17 protein-coding genes are annotated in these 19,770 nt (G+C 65.8%); 7 read left to right on the top strand and 10 right to left on the bottom strand.

What is annotated here, in order from left to right; genetic code table 11:
• Nucleotides 1–3 precede the first annotated feature (3 nt).
• Both AC1DQR_RS02370 and AC1DQR_RS02365 read right to left on the bottom strand, forming a co-directional pair.
• Nucleotides 4–843 (bottom strand): alanyl-tRNA editing protein, encoded by an 840-nt coding sequence (locus AC1DQR_RS02370; protein WP_477132561.1) that lies wholly within the window; start codon nt 841–843, stop codon nt 4–6.
• A gap of 27 nt (nt 844–870) precedes the next feature.
• Nucleotides 871–1,431 carry a VOC family protein gene (locus AC1DQR_RS02365; protein ID WP_477132455.1) on the bottom strand — a complete coding sequence of 187 codons (561 nt, stop codon included), beginning with the start codon at nt 1,429–1,431 and terminating at the stop codon, nt 871–873.
• Between the two features lie 198 nt (nt 1,432–1,629).
• On the opposite strand from AC1DQR_RS02365, the gene AC1DQR_RS02360 reads away from it, so the two are divergent.
• From AC1DQR_RS02360 to AC1DQR_RS02345, 4 genes are all read left to right on the top strand, one after another.
• Complete coding sequence (locus tag AC1DQR_RS02360; RefSeq protein WP_416050363.1) at nt 1,630–3,051, top strand: aminotransferase-like domain-containing protein; 1,422 nt, start codon at nt 1,630–1,632, stop codon at nt 3,049–3,051.
• Between the two features lie 168 nt (nt 3,052–3,219).
• A complete protein-coding gene (gene htpG / locus AC1DQR_RS02355) occupies nt 3,220–5,133 on the top strand; it encodes a molecular chaperone HtpG (RefSeq protein WP_477132454.1) in 1,914 nt (637 codons plus the stop codon).
• 128 nt (nt 5,134–5,261) lie between these two features.
• Nucleotides 5,262–5,780 carry a DNA-deoxyinosine glycosylase gene (locus AC1DQR_RS02350; RefSeq protein WP_477132453.1) on the top strand — a complete coding sequence of 173 codons (519 nt, stop codon included), beginning with the start codon at nt 5,262–5,264 and terminating at the stop codon, nt 5,778–5,780.
• 169 nt (nt 5,781–5,949) lie between these two features.
• Nucleotides 5,950–7,086, top strand: coding sequence for a PLP-dependent cysteine synthase family protein (locus tag AC1DQR_RS02345; protein WP_416050362.1), 1,137 nt, complete (start codon nt 5,950–5,952; stop codon nt 7,084–7,086).
• A gap of 29 nt (nt 7,087–7,115) precedes the next feature.
• On the opposite strand, the gene AC1DQR_RS02340 is transcribed toward AC1DQR_RS02345, so the two are convergent.
• Nucleotides 7,116–7,811, bottom strand: coding sequence for a P-loop NTPase family protein (locus tag AC1DQR_RS02340; RefSeq protein ID WP_477132452.1), 696 nt, complete (start codon nt 7,809–7,811; stop codon nt 7,116–7,118).
• A 261-nt stretch (nt 7,812–8,072) separates the two neighbouring features.
• Between AC1DQR_RS02340 and AC1DQR_RS02335 the strand changes: the two genes are divergently transcribed.
• Both AC1DQR_RS02335 and AC1DQR_RS02330 read left to right on the top strand, forming a co-directional pair.
• Nucleotides 8,073–8,828, top strand: a complete 756-nt coding sequence (locus tag AC1DQR_RS02335; RefSeq protein ID WP_477132451.1) for a tetratricopeptide repeat protein — start codon at nt 8,073–8,075, stop codon at nt 8,826–8,828.
• 74 nt (nt 8,829–8,902) lie between these two features.
• On the top strand, nt 8,903–9,799 hold the full coding sequence (locus AC1DQR_RS02330) for a class I SAM-dependent methyltransferase (RefSeq protein WP_150986349.1): 897 nt from the start codon (nt 8,903–8,905) through the stop codon (nt 9,797–9,799).
• A gap of 76 nt (nt 9,800–9,875) precedes the next feature.
• Here the strand turns inward: AC1DQR_RS02330 and AC1DQR_RS02325 are convergent, their stop codons facing one another.
• Nucleotides 9,876–11,510 (bottom strand): ABC transporter substrate-binding protein, encoded by a 1,635-nt coding sequence (locus tag AC1DQR_RS02325; RefSeq protein WP_416049233.1) that lies wholly within the window; start codon nt 11,508–11,510, stop codon nt 9,876–9,878.
• A gap of 258 nt (nt 11,511–11,768) precedes the next feature.
• Here AC1DQR_RS02325 and trmB point away from each other — a divergent pair, with 258 nt between their 5' ends.
• Entirely contained in the window at nt 11,769–12,443 is a 675-nt protein-coding gene (gene trmB / locus AC1DQR_RS02320; RefSeq protein ID WP_477132450.1) for a tRNA (guanine(46)-N(7))-methyltransferase TrmB, read from the top strand.
• 71 nt (nt 12,444–12,514) lie between these two features.
• Here the strand turns inward: trmB and AC1DQR_RS02315 are convergent, their stop codons facing one another.
• From AC1DQR_RS02315 to AC1DQR_RS02290, 6 genes are all read right to left on the bottom strand, one after another.
• Nucleotides 12,515–13,717 (bottom strand): DUF2863 family protein, encoded by a 1,203-nt coding sequence (locus AC1DQR_RS02315; protein WP_477132449.1) that lies wholly within the window; start codon nt 13,715–13,717, stop codon nt 12,515–12,517.
• 132 nt (nt 13,718–13,849) lie between these two features.
• A complete protein-coding gene (locus AC1DQR_RS02310; protein WP_170301880.1) occupies nt 13,850–13,996 on the bottom strand; it encodes a hypothetical protein in 147 nt (48 codons plus the stop codon).
• A gap of 273 nt (nt 13,997–14,269) precedes the next feature.
• Nucleotides 14,270–16,975 (bottom strand): aconitate hydratase AcnA, encoded by a 2,706-nt coding sequence (gene acnA / locus AC1DQR_RS02305; protein WP_477132448.1) that lies wholly within the window; start codon nt 16,973–16,975, stop codon nt 14,270–14,272.
• A 293-nt stretch (nt 16,976–17,268) separates the two neighbouring features.
• A complete protein-coding gene (locus AC1DQR_RS02300; RefSeq protein WP_477132447.1) occupies nt 17,269–18,720 on the bottom strand; it encodes a bifunctional 2-methylcitrate dehydratase/aconitate hydratase in 1,452 nt (483 codons plus the stop codon).
• A gap of 137 nt (nt 18,721–18,857) precedes the next feature.
• Complete coding sequence (locus AC1DQR_RS02295) at nt 18,858–19,394, bottom strand: hypothetical protein (protein ID WP_477132446.1); 537 nt, start codon at nt 19,392–19,394, stop codon at nt 18,858–18,860.
• A 196-nt stretch (nt 19,395–19,590) separates the two neighbouring features.
• Nucleotides 19,591–19,770 (bottom strand): citrate/2-methylcitrate synthase (locus AC1DQR_RS02290; protein ID WP_477132445.1); only part of this gene is annotated, 180 nt, incomplete at its 5' end.

The raw sequence follows: 19,770 nt of genomic DNA, 5'->3' as shown, positions 1-19,770 counted from the left end.
CTCTCACGCAGCGAACTGCACGACCACGCGGCGGTTGGTGCGGCTCTTCTTCTCGATCTTGGTCACCAGCACGGCGCCGATCTCGCCGGTGGCCGCCACATGGGTGCCGCCGCAAGGCTGGCGGTCCACGCCGGGGATGTCGATGATGCGGATGACGCCGCTGCCCGCGGGCGGCGCCGCGCCCACCGTGCGCACCAGCTCGGGCTGCTCGGCGAGTTGCTCGGACGTGATGCGCTCCACCTGCACGCGGCTGTCGGCGCCGATCAGCGCATTGAGCTGCTCGGTGAGCACGGCCTTGTCGAGCGTGGATTCCGGCAGGTCGAAGTCGATGCGCGCCGAGTCGGGCGAGATGCCGCAGCCGGTCACTGGCACCGGGATCAGCGAGCCCAGCAAGTGCAGGCAGGTATGCAGCCGCATCAGCCGGTGGCGGCGCTCCCAGTCGATCGTGACGGCCACGATGTCGCCCGCCTCCGGCAGCGCCGTACCCGGCGCCGGCACGTGCAGGATATGGCTGCGGTCCGGGGCGTACACGGTTTCCAGCAGTGCGATGGTCGCGCCGTTGGCCAGCTTGAGCGTGCCGGTATCGCCCGCCTGGCCGCCGCTGCGCGCGTAGCACACGGTCTGGTCGAGCTCGATGCCGTCAGCGTGCACGGCTACCACGGTGGCGGTGCAGCTGCCGAGATAGGCGTCGTCGTCGAAGCGTTTGCGGGTGGCGGACATCAGAGGGGCTCCTTGGCGGTTGTTCTTGTGGTGACAGTATTTTTTTGCGTTTTGCGTTTTGCGTTTTGCGTTTTGCGTCTTGCGTCTTGCGTCTTGCGTCTTGCGGCAGGCGGCAGGCGGCAGGCGGCAGGCGGCAGGCGGCGCCCCGGTTCAGCGCAGCGTGCGCACGCCATCGGGCGTTTCTATCTCCGCGCTCAGTTCCGCGAGCGTGGATGCTTCCGGGACGAACTGGGTGCCGCCCAGCCATTGCAAGGCCTCGGCCAGCCGCGCGGCCTGCGGATGGCGTGCCCGCAGCGAGCGCAGCGCCAGGCCCTGGTTCGGCAGCCGGGACGACGGATGGGTCGATACATCCCACTGGATCAGCGTGGGGAGGATGCCGTCGCCCGGCGTCGCCGGGCCGTCCGTGCCATCCGCATCGTCAGCCGGCCACGCGGGCAGGCTGCCGTCTTGCGGCACGGTGATGCGCCAGCGCAGGTCGCCACGGGTCATCGGGATGACCGGCGGGATGCGCGTGGGGGCCGGTGCCTCGGGGTCGATGGCGATGACTTCCAGGTAGATGCCGCCGAACAGGCCGAGCAGGCAATTGTGGGTGCCCATGCCAGGGTGCGCGCCGCCCGGCTGGGGCGTCACGCCGAGCGCGTCGGTGACATGCTGCGCCCCCGCTTCAAGCGTGGGGGCGGCGATCACGAGATGGTCGAGGGCAATTGTCATTGTGTGTTGATGGTAGACAAGGTTGTCGGTACAGTACCGATACAGTTATGCAGAACATTCTCAGTACAGTGGCGGGAGCAAGGCATGAACAGCAGGGAACCGGTTGCGCCAGGGCTCAAGGATAAAGGAGCCGGGGCGGGCAAGCAGGAGGGCGCGGCTCCCCAGGCTGGCGAGCAGGTGCGCTCATTGCGCCTGGTCATGCCGCCCCCCACCGAGCGCATGCCCGACCCGGTGCCCTCGGCGCAGATGACGCTGGTGGAGCAGTTGACCGAGTGGGCGCGGCTGCGCATCGACGAGCGGGTCTTCCGCGCCGGCATGCGCATGCCCTCGATCCGCCAACTCGCGCAGGAAAAGGGCATCTCGCGCTTCACCGTGGTCGAGGCCTATGAGCGGCTGGTGGCGCTGGGCTACCTCGAATCCCGCCGCGGCTCGGGCTTCTACGTGCGCGAGCGCACGCCGCAAGTGGTGGCGGTGGCCCCGGTCTCGACCGGCGCGCGCAACATCGACGTCACCTGGCTGCTGCGCAGCATGTTCCACTCGACCGAGCCGCATAAATCGCCCGGGATGGGGTTCCTGCCCAACGACTGGCTCGACGGCGACCTGATCGCCAGCGCGCTGCGCGGGCTGGGCCGCCAGCCGGGCAGCCATTTCCTGGCCAGTGGCACGCCGCAGGGCTTCCTGCCTTTGCGCCAGCAACTGCGCAACCGCCTGGCCGAACTGGAGATCGGCGCCACCCCCGAGCAGATCGTGCTCACCTCCGGCATCACCCAGGCGCTCGACCTGATCGCCCGGCTTTACCTGCGCCCCGGCGACGCCGTGCTGGTAGGCGACCCGGCGTGGTTCGTCATGTTCGGCCGCTTCGCCGCCCAGGGCGCGCAGCTGATCGGCATGCCCTACACCGCCGAGGGCCCGGACCTGGAGGCGCTGGAGCGCATCTTGCAGGCGCGCCGCCCGCGCCTGATGGTGATCAACTCGGTGCTGCACAACCCCACTGGCACCTCGCTGTCGGCCGCCAAGGCCTTCCAGCTGCTGCGCCTTGCCGAGCAGTACGACCTGCTGATCGTCGAGGACGACATCTATTGCGACCTGTGCCCGCCAGGTCACTCCGCCACCCGGCTGGCCAGCCTGGACCAGCTGCGCCGGGTGATCTACCTGGGCAGCTTTTCCAAGACGCTGGCCGCCAACCTGCGCGTGGGCTTTATCGCCGCCCATCCGGAGCTGGTCGCCAGCCTGACCGACAGCAAGCTGCTGGCGGGCCTGGCTTCGCCAGAGATCAACGAGCGCGTGCTGTACAAGGTGCTGACCGAAGGCCACTACCGCAAGCACGTGGAGCGTGTGCGCAACCGGCTCGACCGGGCGCGCGACGAGACCCGGCGCACCATTGAGCGGATGGGCCTGTCGCTCTTTGCGGGCCAGCACGCCGGCATGTACCTGTGGGCGGACACCGGGCGCGATACCAACGCCATCGCCGTCGCCGGGCATGAGGAGGGCTACCTGTTCGCCCCCGGCAGCTTGTTCTCTCCGTCGCAGATGCCGTCCGGCTGGATGCGCTTCAATGTGGCCAGCAGCCAGGACCCTGCCATGCTGGCCTTCCTGGCGCGCCAGCTGGAGCGGCGCTAACCGGGTCCTAACCTGGTCCTAGCCGGGCCATGTCTTGAAAACCGGTCGGATGCCCTTATGTCTCGGGTCACCGGCCTGACGCCGGCCCGCAGCCCCCGGCTGCAGGCCCGTCACATTGCCTAGATTCCCAAATCAGCCAAGTTAGCCAAGATTGTTAAGAGGAGAACCATGACCGCACCGCACGAGACGATGAGCTTCCAGGCGGAAGTGAAGCAACTGCTGCACCTGATGATCCACTCGCTGTACAGCAACAAGGAAATTTTCCTGCGCGAGCTGGTTTCGAATGCTTCCGACGCCACTGACAAGCTGCGCTTCGAGGCGATTGCCAACCCGGCCCTGCTCGAGAACGACGCCGACCTGGCGATCCGCATCGAGGCCGACGCCAAGGCCCGCACGCTGAAGATCACCGACAACGGCATCGGCATGAGCCGCGACGAGGCGATCCGCAACCTTGGCACCATCGCCCGCTCGGGCACCAAGGAATTCTTCCAGCAGCTCTCCGGCGACCAGCAGAAGGACGCCGCCCTGATCGGCCAGTTCGGCGTGGGCTTCTATTCGGCGTTCATCGTGGCTGACAAGGTCACCGTGGAAACGCGCCGCGCCGGCCTGCCCGCCAGCGAAGCCGTGCGCTGGGAAAGCGCAGGCGACGGCGAGTTCACCGTCGATGCCATCGATCGTGCCGAGCGCGGTTCCACCATCACTCTGCACCTGCGCGAAGGCGAGGACGATTTCCTCTCCGCCTGGAAGATCAAGGGCATCATCCAGAAGTATTCCGACCACATCTCGCTGCCGATCCGCATGCCCAAGGAAGTCTGGGATGCCGAGACCAGCGCCTACAAGGACACGGGCGAGTGGGAGAGCGTGAACCAGGCCAGCGCCCTGTGGACCCGCTCCAAGTCCGACATCACCGAAGAGCAGTACACCGCTTTCTACCAGCACATCGCGCACGACAACGAAGCGCCGCTGGCCTACACCCATAACCGCGTCGAAGGCCGCAGCGAATACACGCAGCTGCTGTACGTGCCGGCGCGCGCGCCGTTCGATATGTGGGACCGCAACCACAAGGCCGGCCTCAAGCTCTATGTGAAGCGCGTCTTCATCATGGACGATGCCGAGCAGCTGCTGCCGGCTTACCTGCGCTTCGTCAAGGGCGTGGTGGATTCGGCCGACCTGCCGCTCAACGTCTCGCGCGAATTGCTCCAGGAAAGCCGCGACGTGAAGGCCATCCGCGAAGGCTGCACCAAGCGCGTGCTGTCGATGCTGGAAACGCTGGCGGACAGCGAGGACGAAGCCGAACGCGCCAAGTACACCACCTTCTGGCAGCAGTTCGGCCAGGCGCTCAAGGAAGGCCTGGGCGAAGACGCCGCCAACCTGGAGCGCATCGCCAAGCTGGTGCGCTTTGCCTCCACGCATCAGGACAGCGCCGAGCAGAGCGTGGCGCTGGCTGCCTACGTGGGCCGCATGAAGGAAGGCCAGGACAAGATCTACTACGTCACGGCCGATAGCTGGGCCGCGGCCAAGTCGAGCCCGCACCTGGAAGTGTTCCGCAAGAAGGGCATCGAAGTCCTGCTGCTGACCGATCGCGTGGACGAATGGATGCTGTCCTTCCTGCGCGAGTTCGATGGCAAGGAACTGGTCTCGGTGGCACGCGGCGACCTGGAGCTTGGCGCGTTGGCCGACGCCGACGAGAAGGCCGAGCAGGAAAAGGCCGAAGGCGACTGGAAGGACGTGCTGGAACGCGCCAAGGCTGTGCTGGATGGCAAGGCCAAGGACGTGCGCGTCACGCTGCGCCTGACCGAGTCGGCATCCTGCCTGGTGTCGGACGAAGGCGACATGAGCGGCTACCTGCAACGCCTGCTGAAGCAGGCCGGCCAGAAGGCGCCCGACGCCCAGCCCATCCTGGAGCTGAATCCCGACCACGCGCTGGTGAAAAAGCTGCGCGCGCTGGTGGAGGCCGGTCCCACGGACGACGCCTTCGGCGACCGCGTGCACGTGCTGTTCGACCAGGCCCTGCTGGCCGAGGGCGGCACGCTCGAAGATCCGTCGATCTACGTGCAGCGCGTCAACAAGCTGCTGGCGTAAGCGTAGCGGGTTTGCTCCTCTCCCGCCTGCGGGAGAGGGACCAGGAGAGGGCGGGCGCCGGCAGCAAGCATGATGCATGCAAGCCGCGCAGGCGCCTGTCCTCCCCCGGGGCCAAGTACACTCACCCCATGTCCGTCCCATCTCCCGCATCCCCTCTGGCTCTTCCCCCCGATCTACAGCAAGGCCTTGCACCGGTCATCGATCGGCACATCCGCGTACTGGTGCTGGGCAGCTTTCCCGGCGCGGCGTCGCTGGCGGCGCAGCAGTATTACGCGCATCCGCGCAACCAGTTCTGGCCGCTGCTGGGCGCGCTGACCGGCGAGCCCCTGCCTGATTTGCCTTACGCCGATCGTTTGGCGCGGTTGCTGTCCCACGGCATCGGCGTGTGGGATGTGCTCGGCGCCTGCGTGCGCCACGGCAGCCTGGACAGCAATATCCGCCATCCGCAGGCCAACGACTTCGTGCGGCTCAAGGCGCTGGCGCCTGCGTTGCGCCGCGTCGGCTTTAACGGCGGTACGTCGGGTCGTTTCGCCGCGCAGTTTGAGGCGGCAGGCTATGAGACCGTGGTGCTGCCCTCATCGAGCCCGGCACATGCGGCGCGCAATTTTGAGCAGAAGCTGGCGTTGTGGCGTGCGCTGCTGAACTAAGCGCTGATATTCGTGCCGGCGGGCAAGCCGTCGGCTGCCGTAGAGGGGGAAATTACCGCAGAGCCGCTCGGGCGTCTATGATCGAAATCTCGATATGCCAACCGGCGCGAAGCCGCGCCGGGCGCCCAAGGCTGTTGTTTTGTTCGCAGTCATTTCAGTGAAGGTTCCCATGCCACGCTCTGACTGGACCCGCGAAGCGATTCGCAAGATCGAAGCCGACTTCAACCGCTGCGCCGATACGCACCTGATTCCGCTGGACCTGCCGGGATATCCGCAAATCCGCTTCTATTTCAAGGATGAATCCAGCCATCCGACCGGCAGCCTGAAACATCGCCTGGCGAGATCGCTGTTTCTCTACGCGCTTTGCAATGGCTGGCTGAACGAAAAAAGCACCGTCGTGGAGGCGTCCAGCGGCTCGACGGCCATCTCCGAAGCCTACTTTGCCAGGCTGCTCGGCTTGCCCTTTGTGGCGGTGATTCCGGCGGGCACCTCAAGGGCGAAAATCGAGGCGATCGAATTCTATGGCGGGCGCTGCCAACTGGTTGCCAATCCGGCGGACATCTATACGGAATCGCACTGCATAGCGGTGGAAACCGGTGGCCATTTCATGGACCAGTTCACTTATGCGGAGCGTGCTACCGACTGGCGCGCCAACAACAATATCGCCGAGTCGATTTTCAAGCAGATGGCTGACGAGGAACACCCGGTTCCGACGTGGCTCGTGGCCAGCGGAGGTACCGGTGGCACTGTCGCAACATTGGGCCGCTACGTTGCCTACAGCCGGCATAGAACCCGCATTCTTTGCGCCGACCCGGAGAACTCCGTGTTTTTTGACTATTTCAAAAGTACGCTGGCGGGCCACCCGGACAGCAGCCTGAGCCTGGACGTCGGATCGCGGATCGAGGGCATCGGCCGCCCGCGTGTCGAGCGCTCCTTTATTCCGACGTGCATCGATGCGATGCTCAAGGTGCCCGATGCCTTGTCCTTTGCCGCGATGCGCTATCTGGCCGCGCGCTTCGGGCGTCGCGTGGGCGGCTCGACAGGCACCAACTTCGTCGGTGTGCTGTACCTGGCCGAGCGGATGGCGGCGGCGGGCGAGCAGGGCGCCATCGTCGGCTTGCTGTGTGATAGCGGTGAACGCTATGGCACTACTTACTATGATGATGCATGGTACCGGGCGCAGGGAATTCCCGTTGCGCAGCCCGATGCCCTGATCGCTCGCGCAGTCAACGGCGAACCCCTGCTGACACGGCAGGCTCATGCGGGGATCGAGGCTGCCGGGCTTGGGGTTCAGGACGCATCCTAGCTGCCGAGATCAACTGGCAGCGATTCCACTCACAAGGCCAGCGCAGCCATCTCCCCATAAGCCCGGTTCAGCCAGACCTTGACGCGCTGGCGCTCCAGCATGCCGAGCCCGGTGGCGGCGCGATCCGGATGATTGACCGCGGCCCAGAAGCTGGTGCTTTGCTGGTCGATCTTCTGCATGGTCGTATCGGGCAGGTGGCGCAGCGTCATCACGCTGGCGCCCAGCGCTTCGGCGCGGGCGCGTTCGCCCGAGGCTTCCAGGATCTCGAAGCGATCGCCGCGGACTTCGTTGAGGACCAGCACCAGCTTGATGCGGCCGCCGAACTGGTCAAGCCACTGGCGCAGCAGGTCGACCGAGTCGCGGCCCGCATCCATCACGTGCCACCAGGTGAGCGTCAGGCCATGCGCTTCGGCCAGCGCCAGCACGTCGGCGTCGTCCATCCATTTTGCAAGTGCGTGCTGCGTCTGGGCCGCGAGGTCGACCAGGATGCGCCGCTGCGGGTCATCCACGGCGTGCTCGATAATGGGGTCCAGGCTGTCGTGCTTGTCCAGCACGGCGGGCGCGGCAAAGTCGGCATAGAAGCGCAGCAGGGCGCCGTGCGATTTGTCGGTGTCGAAGCCCAGGAACGGCATGCTCCGGTCGATAAAATGCTGGGCTAGCAGGCGGGCGACGAGCGATTTGCCGACGCCGCCTTTTTCACCACCGATGAAGTGGATGTAGCTCATATCTGCGGGTCCTTTGTCGTGGAGGGCCAGGTTGGAGGGAGCGTCTCGGGGTTTGGTAAGGCAAGCCAGGCAGGTAAGCCAGGCAGGTAAGCCGGGAAGCCAAGCGCAGAACGTAAGCGCAAGACAGCCTTACCGTAAAAGGCATTTGTGACAGTAGCAAGTAGCATGCCGCATCGGGCACCCCGGCCGCATCTGTCACAATCACGGCTATGCATGCCGGTGGGAAGGCCGCCGGCCAACGCTTTGCAGGATAGATAGACAATGCCGTATCTAGGAATTGGTTTTCACGTCATCATCGCCGTGTTCTTCGCCGTGCACGCGGTGCGCACCCAGCAGAACATGTACTGGCTGCTGATCCTGTTTGCCTTCCCGGGCCTGGGCAGCGTGGTGTATTTCTTCGCCATCTACCTGCCCGGGTTGCGCCAGACGCGGGGCGCGCGGGCTGCCAAGCGTGCCATTGGCCAGTTGGTCGACCCCAACCGCGCGGTGCGCGAGGCGCGCGAGGCGTTCGACCGCGCGCCCACCGTGGATCACCGCATGCGCCTGGGCGCCGCCTTGCTCGAGGCCGGCGAGCCCAAGGCCGCGCTGGAACACTATGAGGCCGCCGCCAGCGGGCCGTTCGCCACCGACCCGGCGCTGCTGCTGGGGCTGGCGCGCGCGCAGTTCGCCACCGGTGGCCATGCCGCTGCCGTGGCTGCGCTGGAGCGCTTGTTTGCCTCCCAGCCCCAGGCCCGCCAGCAAGCGGACCCTGCATTGCTGTACGCTCGCGTGCTGGCCGCGTCGGACGCGCCCGGCACGCGGGCCGCATTCGAGCAGGCGCTGACCTGCGCCAGCGATGCCGCCGCGCGTTGCCTGTTTGCCGACTGGCTGACGGCCCGCGGGGAACCAGCCGACCGCGAGCGCGCCCAGGCGCTGTACGCGGAGATCGTGCACGACGGCAAGCACTGGCCGCGCCACGCCCGCGAGCACAACCGGGAGTGGCTGCAGCGTGCCCAGGGCGCGCTCGGCAAAGCCTGATCCCGGATCGATCCGAACTGATTTACGTGCCGCCCCGCTGGGCGGCACGCTTACACGCATTCTTCCTGATCACCATGACTCTTCTCAAACGTAAATCGATTGAAGCCGTGGCCTCGCGCCGTCCCGCGCGCGGCGCACGCAGCCCTGAGGACGGACGCGGCGCACGCGGCGCGCAAGCTGCGCAGCGCGAGGAAAAGCGCATGACCCCGCGCTTCGCGCCGGTGACCTTCTCCGAGATGGATGGTGTGCGCTACCTGCATTTCGGCACCGAATGGGTGCAAGGCGCCATGCGCCTGCGCAAGCCCGATGCCATCGAGCTGGAGTACGCGCAGCAGATGATGGCGTGGCTGTTGTTCCTGTCGCCCTCGGCACCGGAGTTTCACGTGACGCAGCTGGGCCTGGGCGCGGCTGCGCTCACCAAGTTCTGCCATCGCCAGTTCAGCCGCGCGCGCGTGACGGCGGTGGAGCTCAACCCGGCCGTGATCATTGCGGGCCGCAGCATGTTCGGCCTGCGTGAAGACGACGAGCGCCTTACCGTGCGGGAGCAGGATGCGTGGGATTACGTGATGGATGGCGCGCACACCGGCGCGCTGGATGTGCTGCAGGTGGACCTGTATGACGCCACCGCGCGCGGGCCGGTGCTTGACACCACAGCGTTCTACAAGGCGTGCCGCCGCGTGCTCAAGGCGCCGGGCGTGATGACGATCAACCTGTTCGGCGACCACGATAGCTTCCCGAAGAACATCGTGCGGATCTGCGAAGCGTTTGATAACCGCGTGCTGGTGTTCCCCGAAGTGCACGATGGCAATGTCATTGCGCTTGCCTTCAATGGGCCGGCGATCGATGTGTCGTGGGATGTGCTGGAGATTCGCGCGAAGGTGCTGGAGGATACGACCGGGTTGCCGGCGCGGGAATGGGTCAAGGGCTTGCGCGCGGCGAACGCAAACCAGGAAGACGGCCTGCGGATCTGATCCAAGCCGCCAGGTAGCTGGCGGCGCCGGGTTCAACGCCCAGCGCCGCCTCGCGAAACGCCTCTCTGCCTCTCTCTTACTGCTTGTGGAAGAACTGCGCCAGCGACCATTCGTCGGTGCGGGCTTCGTATTTCAGATCCTTGCGCATGGCCCACATCGCCAGCTGGCTGTGCGAGGGGATGATGGCGTGGTCGGCCAGGGCGAACCTGGCTGCGGCGCGGGCGTTCTCCTCGCGGGCCTTGTCGCTGGTCACCGTGGTCAGCGATTTCTCGATCAGCTGGTCGAGCTGGGTATTGCTGTATTTGCCCCAGTTCCACGTGCCGTATCCCGTCTTGGGGTTCGGCGTGCCAGTGATCGATCGCAGCGCCACGTCGGCCGCTGCCGAACCCCAGCCCAGCATCTCGAACGCAAAGTCGCCCTGGCGCGCGCGGGTGAAGTACGCGGCTACCGGTAGCGTCTCCACCTTGGTCTGGATGCCGATGCGCGTGAGCATGCTGGCGGTGGCCTGGGCCACGGCGGCATCGTTCAGGTAGCGGTTGTTGGTGGCGTGCAGCGTCAGGCCGAAGCCATCCGGATAGCCCGCCGCGGCCAGCAGCTTCTTGGCGCCTTCGGGGTCATAGGCATCCGGCTTGGTGCCGGGGTGGCCGAAGATCTGCGGCGAGACGATCGACGAGGCCGGCACGGCCAGGCCTTCCATGATGCGGCTGACGATTGCCTCGCGGTTCAGCGCGTGGCTGATGGCGGCACGCACGCGTGCGTCCTTGAAGGGGTTCTTGCCCAGCGGCTTGCCGGCCTTGTCGGTGACGTAGGGCGGGTTGTCGCGCGACTGGTCCATCTGCCAGAAGATGGTGCGCCACGAGACCTGCTGCTCGATGCGGAACTTGGGGTTCTGCTTGAGCTTGGCCACGTCCGCGGACGGCACGCTTTCGATCACGTCGACGTCGCCGGACAGCAGCGCTGCGCTGCGCGCGCCGTTGTCCGTGATGATGCGAAAGATCGCGCGATCCCATTCCGTCTTCGGGCCCCAGTAGTCGGGGTTCTTCGCCATCACGATTTCCTGCCCGCGCGCGAAGCGCACGAACTTGAATGGGCCGGTACCGATCATGGCCTTGCCGGAGTCGAAATCCGCCTGGCTCAGCGTGGCAGCTACCTTCTTGGGCATGATCGGCACGCTGTTCAGGTCGTTGGCCAGGTTGGCGTAGTTCGGCACGCTCATGGTCAGGCGCACGGTCAACGGGTCGGGCGTGTCGATGCGCGCGATCGGCTTGGTGTAGCTGGTGAAGGAACCCGGGCTGTTGGTGAGCTTGTCGGGGCGCTCGAGCGAGGCCTTGACGTCTTCGCTGGTAAACGGCGTGCCGTCATGCCATTTCACGTTGGGGCGCAGCTTGATTTCCCAGGTGATGGCGTTGACCGGTTTCCACGACAGCGCCAGGCCGGGGATGTAGCGGGCATTCTTGTCGAGGAACACCAGCGACTCGAAGATATGCAGCGCGATGGCGTTGTTGGGGCCGGAGTTGTTCCACTGCGGGTCCATCGAGGTCACATCGGCGGACAAGCCGATGCGCAGGTCTTCGGCCTGCGCCGCACCGGCGGGCAACAGCATCAGCGCGGCACTGCCGAGCGCGAGCGCGGCACCGGCTTGCAGCAGCGCGCGGCGCGGCATCATGGCGGTGAGGCTGGAAGTGTGGCGTGTGCGGCGTGTGGCGGTCATCGGGATGCGCTCCTCGTACGGGCTGCCGCCAGGATGAGATGGCGGCGGCGGGTTCTCAGATGGGGTGGCGGGACACGCTTGGGCGGCCCGCTTGTCCACCCCGGTTGCCCGCATTGTGCCGTCAAAACGACATCTGCGTGCGACATCGACGTCATATCCTTATGCTCGCAGCAGTGGATGGCATTTGTCCATGCCCGTTGCCAGAGCCGCAAGCCCCGGCGAGCCCGCGGCGCTCGGCAGCCGGGTAGAATCCCGCCCATGTTTGCCAACTCCCGCACCATCACCTCGGCCCAGGCCGATGTCCACGACCACCTCGAGGCGCGCCTTGCCCGCCACCTGGCCGAGCCCTTTCGCAAGCCCATCGGCGAGCCAAGCCGGCGCGCGCTGGATCTTGCGTTGCAGCAATGGCAGCAGGCCGGGGCGGCTCCGCTGATCCTGGACGCTGGCTGCGGCGTGGGGGAGAGCACCTTGCACCTGGCCACGGCGTTCCCCGGGCATTTTGTGATCGGCGTGGATCAGTCGGAAAAGCGGTTGACTGGGGGGAAGGACTGGTGGGATGGCCCGATGCCGGCCAATTTTGCCTGGGCGCGCGCGGACCTGGTCGACGTCTGGCGGATGCTGCAGTCAGATCGCATCGCGGTGGATCGCCACTACGTGCTGTATCCCAACCCCTGGCCCAAGATCGGGCACCTGGGGCGGCGCTGGCAGGGGCATGCGGTGTTTCCGGCGCTGGCTGCGTGCGGCCGGTACCTGGAGTGCCGCAGCAACTGGCAGGTCTATATCGACGAGTTTGCCCAGGCCCTGGGGCTGGTCGGCCGGCCAGCGCAGGTCGAACTGTGGCGGCCGGCCGAGGCCATCACGCCGTTCGAGCGCAAGTACGCGGCCTCCGGCCATGCGCTGTGGCGCTGCGTCAGCCCGGCGGCCGCCGGCTGAAGGAAAAACGGCCCGCGCAAGGCGGGCCGTTGGTCGGGCAGGGCGAAGCGACGCAGGACGCAGGACGCAGCTCAGTGGAACAGCGGCTGCTGCGTAGGCGCGTCTTCCGGCAACTCGGCGTGGACGATCTCGCCAGAGCGGTCGGCGTAAAGCGGCGTGCCGCAGTCTTCGCAATACTCGGGGTCAAACAGCGCGGCGTGGCGGAAGATGTCTTCCACCCCGGCGTTGCGCAGTTCCTCGCAGATCTGCTCCAGCGGGTTGTCCTTCTCGCTGGCATCGATCTCGCCGGACTCGCGGCCATACACCGGCCAGACGATGCCGTAGATCACATCCTTCTCGCCGCGCATGGTGAAGCCCACGCGGTATTCCTCGACTTCCTCTTCGCCGAATGCCGCCACCACGGCCGCCATCTGGCCGGCCGGCACATCCAGCGTGCCGCATAGGTAGTTGACGGCGGCGCGCACGGTCAGCGGGCGGATGCTCTTGTCGGATTCGCGGCAAGACAGGAAGAAGGCGTCGGGCAGCAGCAGGTCGAACTCGCAGCCGGGCATCAGCAGCGCGATCGAGGGCTGCACCTGGGTGCGCCATTGCTCCAGGCAGACGCTGCGCTCGGCATGGTGCTCCTTGGCGTCTTCCTGCCAGCGGAACAGGGCCTGCTCGTGCGGCGCCACCACCACGGCCAGCAGGTAGCGCGGATCGGCCAGGATCGGCGCGGTTTCCGGCAGGTCGCGCAGGTCGACCTTGGGCGTGGTGCCGGCCATGGCGGCCGATACCAGCTTGTAGGTCAGGGCAAAGGTGTCGCTGTGCGTGCGCGGCAGCTGGTCGATGCTGTACAGGTAGGGCGACAGCGCCATCTTGGTGTTGGCCGCCAGCACATGCGCCTGCATGTGCACAGCCAGCGTCTGCGACAGCTCGGGCTTGAGCGCGCCGGACGGGATGGCATAGCGGGTGTGGGCCAGGATGGGCGCGGCGATCAGCAGGGCGTCGTAGCTGACGCCGTCGATTTCGACGGTAGMCGATTCGGCCAGGGTCTCGGCTTGCTCGGCGAGCACGTCGGAGGCGTCGGCATTGTGCTTGAACAGGTGTTCGAGCGCTGCGTCGAGCGCGGATTGGCTGCCGTTCTTCAGGAGCCGGCCAAGGCGTTGCGAAAGACGCCGCTCCCAGTAGCCATCCTCCATGCGGCTGCCCGAGGCATCGAGCGCAAGCGCATCGGCCACCAGACGCTCGGCGTCAGGCGAAAGACGTTGGGAAGCCTTGGGGCGAAAACCTGCCATAAGTCGAAATCATCCGTTTTTCGGTAAAACGGTATTCTACTCGCTGCGTTGACAAAAAAAGCCGCCAGGGGGCCGGGCGGCTGTATTGCGTTGCGTCAGGCAGCGCCGCGCAGCGGCGGAACCGACCGGGTTTTACTTCTGCGCGGGCGCTTGCGCAGCCTCCGGCGCGTGGGTTTCCACGCCGTGCTGCTCGCCGCCCATCGAGATGTCGCCGCCTTTTGACAGCATATACAGTGCCGCGCCGGCAATGACGACGAATGCGATGAAAATCTTTGCCATGATGTCTCCTGTGCGTTTCAGGCGGGGTTGGCCGGCATGGCTGGCCCGCGCAAGGCGTTTTCTTTGTGGATGCCGGGCAGTTTGGCAGGGCAGCCTTGCGTGGAACTTACACCGGCCAACCCTTGGGGCAAGCCCGGTACAAGCGACGGCTGATGCGCTTTGGGGCCAGCGCGGATGGTGCCCCAAAGAAAAACGCCGCTGGCCATGGCCTCCAAAAGAGGCGCAGGGCCGGCGGCGTCACCCCTTGGCCCCGAAGGGCCAGGGGCACTCCGGTCAGGCAGCCAGCAACTGACGCAGCACGAACGGCAGGATGCCGCCGTGGTTGTAGTAGTCGACCTCGATCGGGGTGTCGATGCGCAGCAGCACCGGCACGCGCTGCACGTCGCCATTGGCGCGCTTGATCACCAGCGTCACGTCCTGCTGCGGCTTCAGGTCGCCTTCGATGCCTTCGATGTCGAAGGTCTCGTCGCCGATGATGCCGAGCGTCTGCACGCTGTCGCTGCCCTTGAACTGCAGGGGCAGCACGCCCATGCCGACCAGGTTGGAGCGGTGGATGCGCTCGAAGCTGCGCGTGATCACGGCCTTCACGCCGAGCAGCTGGGTGCCCTTGGCCGCCCAGTCGCGCGACGAGCCCGTGCCGTACTCTTCGCCGCCGAACACCACGGTGGGCGTGCCTTCGGCGATGTACTTCATGGCGGCGTCGTAGATCGACAGCTCTTCGCCGGAAGGCTGGTGCAGCGTCACGCCGCCTTCCACGCGGGAGCCGTCGGCCTTGACGGGCAGCATCAGGTTCTTGATGCGCACATTGGCAAAGGTGCCGCGCATCATGACTTCATGGTTGCCGCGGCGCGAGCCGTAGCTGTTGAAGTCCGCCTTGAGCACGCCGTTGGCCAGCAGGTACTTGCCCGCGGGCGACGATTCCTTGATGGAGCCGGCCGGCGAGATGTGGTCGGTGGTCACGGAGTCGCCGAAGACGCCCAGCGCGCGCGCATTGCGCACGCTCGACTGCGTGGCGGCCGGCTCCATGCCGAAGCCGTCGAAGAAGGGCGGCTCGGCGATATAGGTGGATTTCGGCCAGTCGTAGACCTGGCCCTTGGTGCCCTTGACCTTGGCCCACAGCTTGCTCGGCTTCTTGACCTGCTCGTAGTTGACCTTGAACACCTTCGAGTCCATCGCGAACTTCATCAGCGCATGGATTTCTTCCGAGGTCGGCCAGATGTCGCCCAGGTAGATCTCGCGTCCGCCCTTGCCCGTGCCCACCGGCTCGGTCATCAGGTCGCGCGTGACGTTGCCGGCGATGGCGTAGGCCACCACCAGCGGCGGCGAGGCCAGGAAGTTGGCGCGGATGTTCGGGTGGATGCGTGCTTCGAAGTTGCGGTTGCCCGACAGCACGGCGGCGGCCACCAGGTCGTTCTTGGTGATGRCCTCGTTSAKYTCSGGCGTCAGGTCGCCGGCGTTGCCGATGCAGGTGGTGCAGCCGTAGGCGGTCACGCCGAAGCCAAGTTTTTCCAGGTACGGCAGCAGGCCGGCGGCCTGCAGGTATTCCGTGACCACGCGGCTGCCAGGGGCCAGCGACGTCTTGATGTGCGGCGCCACCTTGAGGCCGGCTTCCACCGCCTTCTTGGCCAGCAGGCCGGCTGCCAGCAGCACGCTCGGGTTGGAGGTGTTGGTGCAGGACGTGATGGCGGCGATCAGCACGTCGCCGCTCTTCACATCGAGGCCGTCGGTCGTGGTGTAGGTCCGGTCCAGGTCGGCGATATCCTTGTTGAAGCCGTTTTCGGCCGTCGGCTTGGCGAACAGCGAGGCAAAGGTGGACTTGACGTTGCCGATCTCGATACGGTCCTGCGGGCGTTTGGGGCCGGCCAGCGAGGGGGCCACGGTGCCCAGGTCCAGCGTGACCACATTGGTGTAGTCGATTTCGCCGGCCTTGGGCACGCCGAACATCTTCTGGGCACGGAAATAGCCCTCGAAGGCGGCAATTTCTTCTTCGGTGCGGCCGGTCCCCTTGAAGTAGTCGATGGTTTTCTCGTCGACCGGGAAGAAGCCCATGGTGGCGCCGTACTCCGGTGCCATGTTGCCGATGGTGGCGCGGTCCGGCAGTGCCAGGCTGGCCGTGCCTTCGCCGAAGAACTCGACGAACTTGCCGACGACCTTCTCGCGGCGCAGCATTTCGGTGATGGTGAGCACCAGGTCGGTTGCCGTCACGCCTTCGCGCAGGCGGCCCTTCAGTTCCACGCCGACCACGTCGGGCGTCAGGAAATAGACCGGCTGGCCCAGCATGCCGGCTTCCGCCTCGATGCCGCCCACGCCCCAGCCCACCACGCCGATGCCGTTGATCATGGTGGTGTGGCTGTCGGTGCCGACCAGGGTGTCGGGGTAGTACACGCCGTCCTTCTTGTGCACGCCGCGGGCCAGGTACTCCAGGTTCACCTGGTGCACAATGCCGAAGCCCGGCTGCACCACGCCAAAGGTATCGAAGGCCTGCATGCCCCATTTCATGAACTGGTAGCGCTCGTTGTTGCGCTGGAACTCCAGTTTCATATTCAGGTCCAGCGCGTTCTTCTCGCGGAAGTGGTCAATCTGCACCGAGTGGTCGACCACCAGGTCCACGGGAACCAGGGGCTCGATCTTCTTCGGGTTCTTGCCCATCTTCTCGGCCACGTTGCGCATGGCGGCCAGGTCGGCCAGCAAGGGCACACCGGTGAAATCTTGCAGCACCACGCGCGCCACCACGAAGGGAATCTCGTCGACACGCTCGGCGACGGGCTTCCAGTGGGCGAGCTGCCTGACGTGCTCCTCGGTGACCTTTTTGCCGTCGCAATTGCGCAGCACCGATTCCAGCACGATGCGAATCGATACCGGCAGGCGCTCGACCGCCACGCCTAGTGCCTTGCCCAGTTGCGGCAGGGAGTAGAACTGGCCCTTGCTCGACGGGCCGGTCTTGAATTCTTTTAGCGTCTTATTGAGATTGTGGGGCATTGCCTTACTCCAATCGATGGATGGTGCGGACTTGCTTGGACTCGTAAATCGTCTATCGCCGCCAGCTGCCGGAGAAGCAGGGTTGCCGCGCGGCGCGCGGCGCGGGTTGCGCGCCGTGTTCATGCCTACTGCTTTTCTTGCTGATTGATCTTGCAGGACTGCTTTGCTGCTGAATCGCTAAACCAAGGTACGTGCCGCGTGGATTTTAGGCCAAGGCGTCAGCCGCCGTCAGCCCCCGTTGGCTCTGGCGCGCGCGAATCGGCCCTGTTTTTTGCTCAGGCCACCCAGTTCACTCAGATCACGTACAGGTCGACATACTCATTGACCGGCATGGCCTCCAGGCGCGCCTGGTCCAGCGACACCGCCAGGATCGCTTGCTGCTGCCTGGCCGGAAAACGGCGGGCGAGGTTGGTCTTGAATTTCTCCACCAGCAGCGGGATGCCCTCGTCGCGCCGGCGCTTGTGGCCGAGCGGGTAGTCCACCAGGACTTCGGGCAGCACCGTGCCGTCGTCCAGCGTCACTGTCAGCGCATTGGCGATGGAGCGCTTCTCCGGGTCGTGGTAGTCGGCGGTGAACTGCGGATCCTCCACGCACACGATCTTGTCGCGCAGGGCGTCGATGCGCGGGTCCGCCGCTATCTTGTCTTCATAGTCCTCGGCGGTCAGCCGGCCGAACAGCAGCGGCACAGCCACCATGTACTGGATGCAATGGTCGCGGTCGGCGGGGTTGGCCAGCGGGCCTTTCTTGTCGATGATGCGGATGCAGGCCTCGTGGGTGCGGATGGTGACCTGCCTGATCTGCGCTGCCGTCTTGCCCGCGGCGGACAGCTGGCCGTGCAGGGTCATGGCGGCCTCTACCGCGGTTTGCGAGTGGAATTCGGCCGGGAAGGCGATCTTGAACAGCACGTTCTCCATCACGTAGGTGCCATACGGGCGCTGGAACCTGAAGGGCTGGCCCTTGAACAGTACGTCGTAGAAGCCCCAGCCCTTGGCGCTCAGCACCGAGGGATAGCCCATCTCGCCGGTCCGGGCGATCAGCGCCAGGCGCACCGCGCGGCTGGTGGCGTCGCCGGCGGCCCAGCTTTTGCGGCTGCCGGTATTGGGGGCGTGGCGGTAGGTGCGCAGCGCTTGCCCGTCGACCCAGGCAAGGGACACCGCGTTGAGGATTTCGTCACGGGCAAGGCCGAGCATCTGCGCAACCACGGCGGTGGAAGCCACCTTGACCAGCACCACGTGGTCCAGGCCCACCTTGTTGAAGGCGTTTTCCAGCGCGATGCAGCCCTGGATCTCATGGGCTTTGATCATGCCGGTGAGCACGTCCTTCATGGTCAACGGCTTGCGCCCGGCGGCCACGTTGTTGCGCGAGAGCCAATCGGCGGTGGCAAGGATGCCGCCGAGGTTGTCGGACGGRTGGCCCCATTCGGCSGCCAGCCAGGTGTCGTTGAARTCGAGCCAGCGGATCATSGYGCCGATATTGAAGGCGGCCTGGACCGGGTCGAGCTGGAATTGGGTGCCAGGCACCTTGGCGCCGTTGGGGACCACCGTGCCGGGCACGATCGGGCCCAGCAGCTTGGTGCAGGCCGGATACGACAGGGCTTCCAGGCCGCAGCCGAGCGTGTCGATCAGGCAGTTGCGAGCCGTGTCGTAGGCCAGCGCGCTCTTGACCTGATACCTGGTGACGTAGTCGACGATGTCGGCCAGTACCGGGTCCGGTTCGGGGCGGACGTTCGAAATAGGCGCGGACATCGGATTCCCTCGGATGTTTGTGCTTCCTGGTGCCCATGAGGCCGTAGCCGGACGATGCCAGGCTACGGCCCCTTACTACTGATTACCGCTTACTACTCTGACTACTCTGACTACGCTTACTGCTTATAGGTTGGTGCTTACTGCTTGGGGGCGGCCGGTGCCTGCGAGGCATCGGCTGCCGGTGCCGACGGGGCGATCAGCAGCGGGGTGGCTACCGGAGCGCGCAGCGCGCCAGCCTGGGTCGGGGCCGAGCCGCCAGCCTGCATGTCCGCGGTCTGGCACTCGTCGGCCAGGCGCTGGCCGGCGTTCTTGTTGAACAGCATGGCCTTGCTCGGGATCACGACCAGGTCCAGGCCGGAGCGGGCGTCGAAGTAGCGGTCGGCGCCGGTTACGGTGGACAGGCGGGGCAGGCGGTATTCCTTGCCCTCCCAGTTCACGGTGATGACTTCATCGCGCTGCATGTTGCCGCCGATGTACAGGACATGGCCCAGTTCGCACTGCCATTTTTCGCCGCTCGGGACGGCTGCGGATGCTGCTGCCGCAGTCTTCTTGGTGTGCTTCGCAGGAGCCTTCTTGGCGGGAGCGGCCTTCTTGGCCGGTTCCTGGGCCATCGCAACACCGGCGGTGGCCAGCGTAAATGCGCCGATGCAGGCGGCGAGGACAAGATGCTTCATTCTGTGGGTTCCTTCTGGAGTTGGGTCAATGGCGGTGGCTTGCCGGCAAGGCCGGCAGTCATATCCGCCGCTATTCTCTACGATTTGAAAGTCGGGGCGTAGTGCCCCTACCATCCGTTACATAATTCGCTGTAGCCCCAGGCCCGGCAAGGGGGCGCCTTCGCTACATGGCAAGGCAGTTTGCGGCCTGTCCGGCCTATTTCCGTTTTCCGATCGGCACGAACTTCAGGTTTTCCGGCCCGGTGTAGTTGGCGCTGGGGCGGATGATCTTGTTGTCGATGCGTTGCTCGATGATATGCGCAGCCCAGCCCGAGGTGCGCGCGATCACGAACAGCGGGGTGAACATGGCGGTGGGCACGCCCATCATGTGATAGCT

The sequence above is a fragment of the Cupriavidus sp. 05L411 genome, from assembly GCF_056398045.1.
The sequence above is the reverse complement of the archived record's forward strand: the minus strand, read 5'-3'. Positions and strand labels throughout refer to the sequence as shown.